General features: G+C 66.8%; 5 protein-coding genes. 4 read left to right on the top strand and 1 reads right to left on the bottom strand.

Annotation, left to right across the window (positions count from 1 at the left end; all coding sequences use genetic code 11):
* From AB0O67_RS36405 to AB0O67_RS36390, 4 genes are all read left to right on the top strand, one after another.
* Positions 1-1,456 (top strand): cbb3-type cytochrome c oxidase subunit I (locus AB0O67_RS36405; RefSeq protein ID WP_365460088.1); only part of this gene is annotated, 1,456 nt, incomplete at its 5' end.
* Positions 1,453-1,827, top strand: a complete 375-nt coding sequence (locus tag AB0O67_RS36400; protein WP_365460085.1) for a hypothetical protein — start codon at positions 1,453-1,455, stop codon at positions 1,825-1,827. The genes AB0O67_RS36405 and AB0O67_RS36400, both read left to right, overlap by 4 nt.
* Positions 1,828-2,838: 1,011 nt before the next feature.
* Positions 2,839-4,038, top strand: a complete 1,200-nt coding sequence (locus tag AB0O67_RS36395; RefSeq protein ID WP_365460082.1) for a hypothetical protein — start codon at positions 2,839-2,841, stop codon at positions 4,036-4,038.
* 11 nt (positions 4,039-4,049) lie between these two features.
* The gene (locus AB0O67_RS36390) at positions 4,050-4,640 is read left to right on the top strand and encodes a hemerythrin domain-containing protein (RefSeq protein ID WP_365460079.1); all 591 of its coding nucleotides are present in this window, start codon (positions 4,050-4,052) and stop codon (positions 4,638-4,640) included.
* Between the two features lie 813 nt (positions 4,641-5,453).
* Here the strand turns inward: AB0O67_RS36390 and AB0O67_RS36385 are convergent.
* Positions 5,454-5,577 (bottom strand): hypothetical protein (locus AB0O67_RS36385; RefSeq protein WP_365460091.1); only part of this gene is annotated, 124 nt, incomplete at its 5' end.

The following is a 5,577-nucleotide window of genomic DNA, read 5'->3' as shown; positions in this document are numbered from 1 at the left end:
GCTGCTGTTCGCCACCCCCACGTTTGCCGGGTTCGCCAACGCGATCATGCCGTTGCAGATCGGCTCTCCGGACGTCGCTTTCCCGCGGCTGAACATGTTCTCGTACTGGCTGTTCCTGTTCGGGGGCCTGATCGTCCTCGGCAGCTTCCTCACGCCCGAGGGTGCCGCCGACTTCGGGTGGACCGCCTACACCCCTCTGAGCGGTGGTGAGCGGACCACGCAGCTCGGCGGCGACCTGTGGGTCATGGGGCTGGCGCTGTCCGGGTTCGGCACGATCCTCGGCGCGGTCAACTTCATGACGACCATCATCTGCATGCGCGCGCCCGGCATGACCATGTTCCGCATGCCGATCTTCACCTGGAACGTGCTGCTCACCTCTGTGTTGGTGCTGCTCGCCTTCCCGGTTCTGGCCGCGGCACTGCTCGTGCTGGAGGCCGACCGCAGGTTCGGCGCGCAGGTCTTCGACCCGGGCAACGGCGGGGCGATCCTGTGGCAGCACCTGTTCTGGTTCTTCGGCCACCCCGAGGTGTACATCATCGCGCTGCCGTTCTTCGGCATCGTCACGGAGATCCTCCCGGTGTTCAGCCGGAAACCGGTCTTCGGCTACACCGGTCTGATCGCCGCCACCATCTCCATCACCGGCCTGTCCCTGACCGTGTGGGCCCATCACATGTTTGCCACCGGCGCGGTGTTGCTGCCGTTCTTCTCCTTCCTCAGTTTCCTGATCGCAGTGCCCACGGGCGTGAAGTTCTTCAACTGGATCGGCACCATCTGGAACGGCTCGCTGTCTTTCGAGACGCCGATGCTGTGGTCTTTCGGCTTCCTCGTGACGTTCCTGTTCGGGGGCCTGTCCGGGGTTATCCTGGCCTCGCCGCCCATGGACTTCCACGTCACGGACACCTACTTCGTCGTGGCACACTTCCACTACGTCGTGTTCGGCACCGTGGTCTTCGCGACGTTCGCCGGCTTCTACTTCTGGTGGCCGAAGATGACCGGCACCATGCTCGACGAACGCCTGGGGAAGATCCATTTCTGGACGCTGTTCGTCGGCTTCCACACCACGTTCCTGGTCCAGCACTGGCTGGGCGCTGAGGGCATGCCCCGCCGCTACGCCGACTACCTCGCCGCCGACGGCTTCACGGCCCTCAACATGGTCTCCTCAATCGGCGCGTTCCTGCTGGGCCTGTCGACGCTGCCGTTCCTCTACAACGTATGGAAGACCGCCAAGTACGGCACGAAGATCGAAGTCGACGACCCCTGGGGCTACGGCCGCTCCCTGGAGTGGGCGACGTCCTGCCCCCCGCCCCGCCACAACTTCACGACGCTGCCCCGCGTCCGCTCCGAGTCCCCGGCCTTCGACCTCCACCACCCCGACATCGCTGAGCTGGAGCAGCAGCAGTACACCGGCAGGCGCGACGTGGTGGAACCTGGTGACATCCAAGGTGGACGGCAGTGAAACGGACGTCCGAGGAGCCGTCGCTTCCCGAAACGGCAGCGGCGCTCGCCAACGAGGTCGAGGGCTATCTGCTTGTCCGTTCGGAGGTGGACGACGCACGCCGCGAGGCCGAGGAGCTCTGCGCCTGTCTGCCGTGGCTGACCACGGCGCAGGCGGAGGACCTCACCTGCCACTACGTCGACAAGCGTCTGGAGTTCACCCGCCGGGTGCTGCGGCGCTCGGCACGGCGGGCCGAGCAGCTGCAGCAGAGGTACGAGGCACGGTACGCACAGCTGCGGCTGGCCCTGCTGAAGGGCCACGCCGCGGCGGCGTGTGCCGTGCTGGCCTGCGCCAGCGCCGTCGGTGCGGTGCTCTGCATCGTGGTCAGGTGAGGCGCGAGCTCGACGACGCGGGGGAGTGGCGCGCGCTGTGATCTGACCGATCTCTTCTCCGGCGGTGCCGCCGGAGAAGGGCAACTCGATGCCTGCCCTGCGCGCGGGCGGCGCACGGCAACCGGTGTCGGTATGGTCGCCGGTGAACATCCGGGACGGCACTCCGCGGGCTGCCGGGCTGCCGGGCCGGCCACTCCGCCCGAAGCGGTGCTGCCGATGGCGTCCATGGGGCCGAGGCCACATCCCTGGTGTTTGTTCCCCACGGAGCTGGTTAGGCTGCTTGAAGTGCTTGGGAAGCAGGCGCTGCCCGCGGTGGGCTGGATGCGGTTCAGCGCGGTGTCCGCGCTGTCAGCCGCCCCGCTTTGGAGTTACGTGCATGAGCCAGCTGTCCTGGCGCTCCGACGAGAAACATCGGATCGGCTGTCATCAGAGCCGCCGCCGCGCCCGCGAGATCCTATACGCAGCGTCCGACGTGCGTCTCGGAGATCGCCGATGAGACGACATCACAGGGTGCTCAAGGAAGGCCATGCAGCCGTATACCCCGCCTGGGCGTGACAACACGGGCTGTTGCGGACCAGGGACGTCCGCCGGCTGCCGTCTGGAGTTCTGCCGGCCGTGACATCGCGATGGGCGCCGCGGTGACACAGGACATCGTCGTCTCGCACTTCGATCGATGACCCAGTCCTGAGCGAGGCCGTGATCTCTGTGTCATCGGCCGGTGAGAGCCAGAGCCCGTGGCTCCCCCCGCTCAGGTGTAAGGGTGCGGCTGGTGATCATCGCGTTGTTCGTCAGCATGATTCGGACGCCTCATATGGACGCCTCATATGCCGAGCGCCTTGGCATGTCGGCTGGCCCAGTAGGGGGGAATCGTCAGCCGCGCAGACGGGAGCAGTGGCCGGATATCGCCCATAGCAGACAGACTGCGGGTGCAGGGCCGTGCTGGCCACCCGTGCCCGGGTACTTCGTCGGCGCGTCGATCCTCATCTCTCCCTCCCCCCCCGAGAGGCCCCCATGACCTTCAATCCGCTCGAACAGCGGGGTATCCCGCTGGACCGTCAGCTGCGCAACTGGCGGGAGCTGAACGTGCAGCCGATCGACCCGGATCGCTGCGACCCCTACACCCGGTGCCGGATCATCACCATGAACGGCATCGAGGTCGAGGCCATCCTGTTCAGCCACCAGCTGGCACGCAACACGGTCGACCCCGAGGTCAAGCGGCAGCTGGCGCGGACACGGTACATCGAGGCGCAGCAGCAGAAGGTCGTGAACTGGCTGCTCCCCGGCGTCTCCTCGGTCCTGGAGACGACGATCGCCTACGAGCAGGTCGCGGTGGACCTGACGGCCTGGGTCGCCCGGATGGAACCGGATCCGTATCTCCAGCAGGCCTATCAGTTCGGTGTGCTGGAGGACTTCGACCACCTCTACCGGTACGCGAACCTGTACGAAATGATCGAGCACCGCAAGGCCGAGTCGATCGTCGACAACCTCACCGAGGTCATGCCGGGCCGCCCCACCAAGTACCACCACCGCAATCCCGTGGACAACGTGCGCGACCCGTACGACAAGAACACTGTGGACCCGCTGTCGCGGCTGCACGCGCTGACGATCATGTCCGCGGAGCAGCAGACGATGAACTTCTACATGAACACCGGCCCCACCTACATGGAGCCGATCGCCCGCCAGCTGTACCAGGAGATCGGGCTGATCGAGGAGGAGCACGTCACGCACTACGAGTCGCTCGTCGACCCGGGTGAGACGTGGTGGGAGCAGCTGGTCAACCACGAGTACAACGAGTGCTACCTCTACTACTCCTTCATGGAGCAGGAGAGCGACCCGAAGGTCAAGGCGATCTGGGAGCTCCACCTGAACATGGAGCTCGAGCACCTGCACACCGCGTGCGACCTGATGCGCCGCATCGACGGCCGCGACCCACAGGAAATCCTGGCGCCGGAGCTGCCCAACGTGCTCACCTTCGAACCGAACAAGCAATACCTGCGCGAACTGCTCGACACCCAGATGGACCTCACCACCCTGGGCGCTGGCTACGTACGTGAGGCGCACGAGCGGTTCGAGGAGATGCAGGAGCAGATCCACGGTGGTGAGGAGCCGCCGAGCGAGCGGGTCATGGCCGAGCACGACGCGATGTTCGGCCGGGAGTACCGCGTGCAGTCCGAGGGCGAGCACCCCGACCCCGCGATGCGCGAGAAGTGAGGCGGCCGCACATGTCCGAGCTGCACACACCCCAGGCCGGCGACGACCAGTCCCAGGACGACGACGTCGTTGCCCTGCTGATCCGCCAGCACGGCGACATTCGTAACCTCTTCGACGAGGTCGAAGCCACCACCGGCGACGCCCGGCGGGACGCCTTCCGTCGCCTGGTGCGGTTGCTGGCCGTCCACGAGACCGCGGAGGAGGAAGTCGTCCACCCCTTCGCCCGGCGCGCTCTGGCAGGCGGGGAGCAGGTCGTCGATGACCGCCTCGCCGAGGAACGCGCGGCCAAGGAGACCCTCTCCGAGCTGGACGGCATGGACACCGACGACCCCGAGTTCCTGCCCCGGCTGCAGGCGCTGCGCACGGACGTCCAGGAACACGCCCGTGCGGAGGAACGCTACGAGTTCACACACATCCGGCGCAGCACCGACGTCACCAACCTCGCCGCGATGGCCAAGGCGGTCAAGGCGGCGGAGGCCATGGCCCCCACGCGGCCGCATCCCGGCGTCGAGTCGGCCACCGCGAACGTGGCCGTCGGCCCCGTGGCCGCCCTGATGGACCGCACCCGGGACGCGGTCCGCAAAGCCATGGGCAACGACTGAGCTCACGAAACCCGACCCGCCAGCAGCACACGCACGGCATCCGCGGACCCGCGAAGGACCCGTTGACGCGGGTGCCCTCTGAATCCCGCGCGCGTACGGAGGCGAACCTAGCGCACTGTCAGTCGCAGAAGGAGGGGCCCGGAGTCCGGGCACGCCCCCCGGGCCCCTCGACTGCGTACGCGTCCAGGGAGGTGGCGTTGCGTACGCGCCGTGTCCAACTCCGGCAGCGCAGAGAGGTTGCGGTGTAGCTCCAGCAGGTCCCGCCCGCGGGGCCGGGCAACGTGTCACATGAGCCGGTTTCGACGGCAGCGCATCAGTGCCCAGCGCCGCTTGGGCCCGTTCGAGGAGATGGCGGGCTTCTCCTGTCGGCCGTAGAACCGCACCACCAGTCCGTGTGCCTGCTGGGCGAGGCTGTCAATCCGCGGACAGCCCTCTTCCGGTGGTACTTGCAACAGATATGGCCGCATCCACCGTGAAGAAAACCTATCGTGGTCACAGTAGACATCAGCTCAGCACAGGGTTATTATTTCTGTCGTAACGAGGAAGTCGAAGAGGGCGCGGCAGACATGAACTGCCGTGCATGCAGATCACGCAGGACGCGGCCCAGCAGGGCCGCGAGGAGCCGTATCCAGCAGTACGACCGAGTAGCCGAGTGAGGTAAGGAGCAGAACGCCATCAGGATCGCCCGGGCGTGGAAGAAGTCCGCCCGGGTACCGCAGGCCCCGGATTGGAAGGTGGTCCCCGGTCACGCATCCGCGATCCCCGCAGCCCGTCCTCCCAGGCGGAACCTGCGGAAAGAAGACGCCGGCGCAGTCAGCCGGTAGATGGTGTTGAAAGCTCGGGGTCGACCTCCAGGCGGACCGGCGGGCCGAACCGACGGCGCATGAGCTCCTTCTCCAGGGCCTGGAGCAGGTTCTCGGCGTCGTCCTCCTCGACC

Source organism: Streptomyces sp. NPDC086077 (assembly GCF_040686175.1).
In the GTDB taxonomy this organism is placed as follows: domain Bacteria; phylum Actinomycetota; class Actinomycetes; order Streptomycetales; family Streptomycetaceae; genus Streptomyces.
Note: the sequence above shows the minus strand (reverse complement) of the source record. Positions and strands in the feature narration are given on the sequence as shown.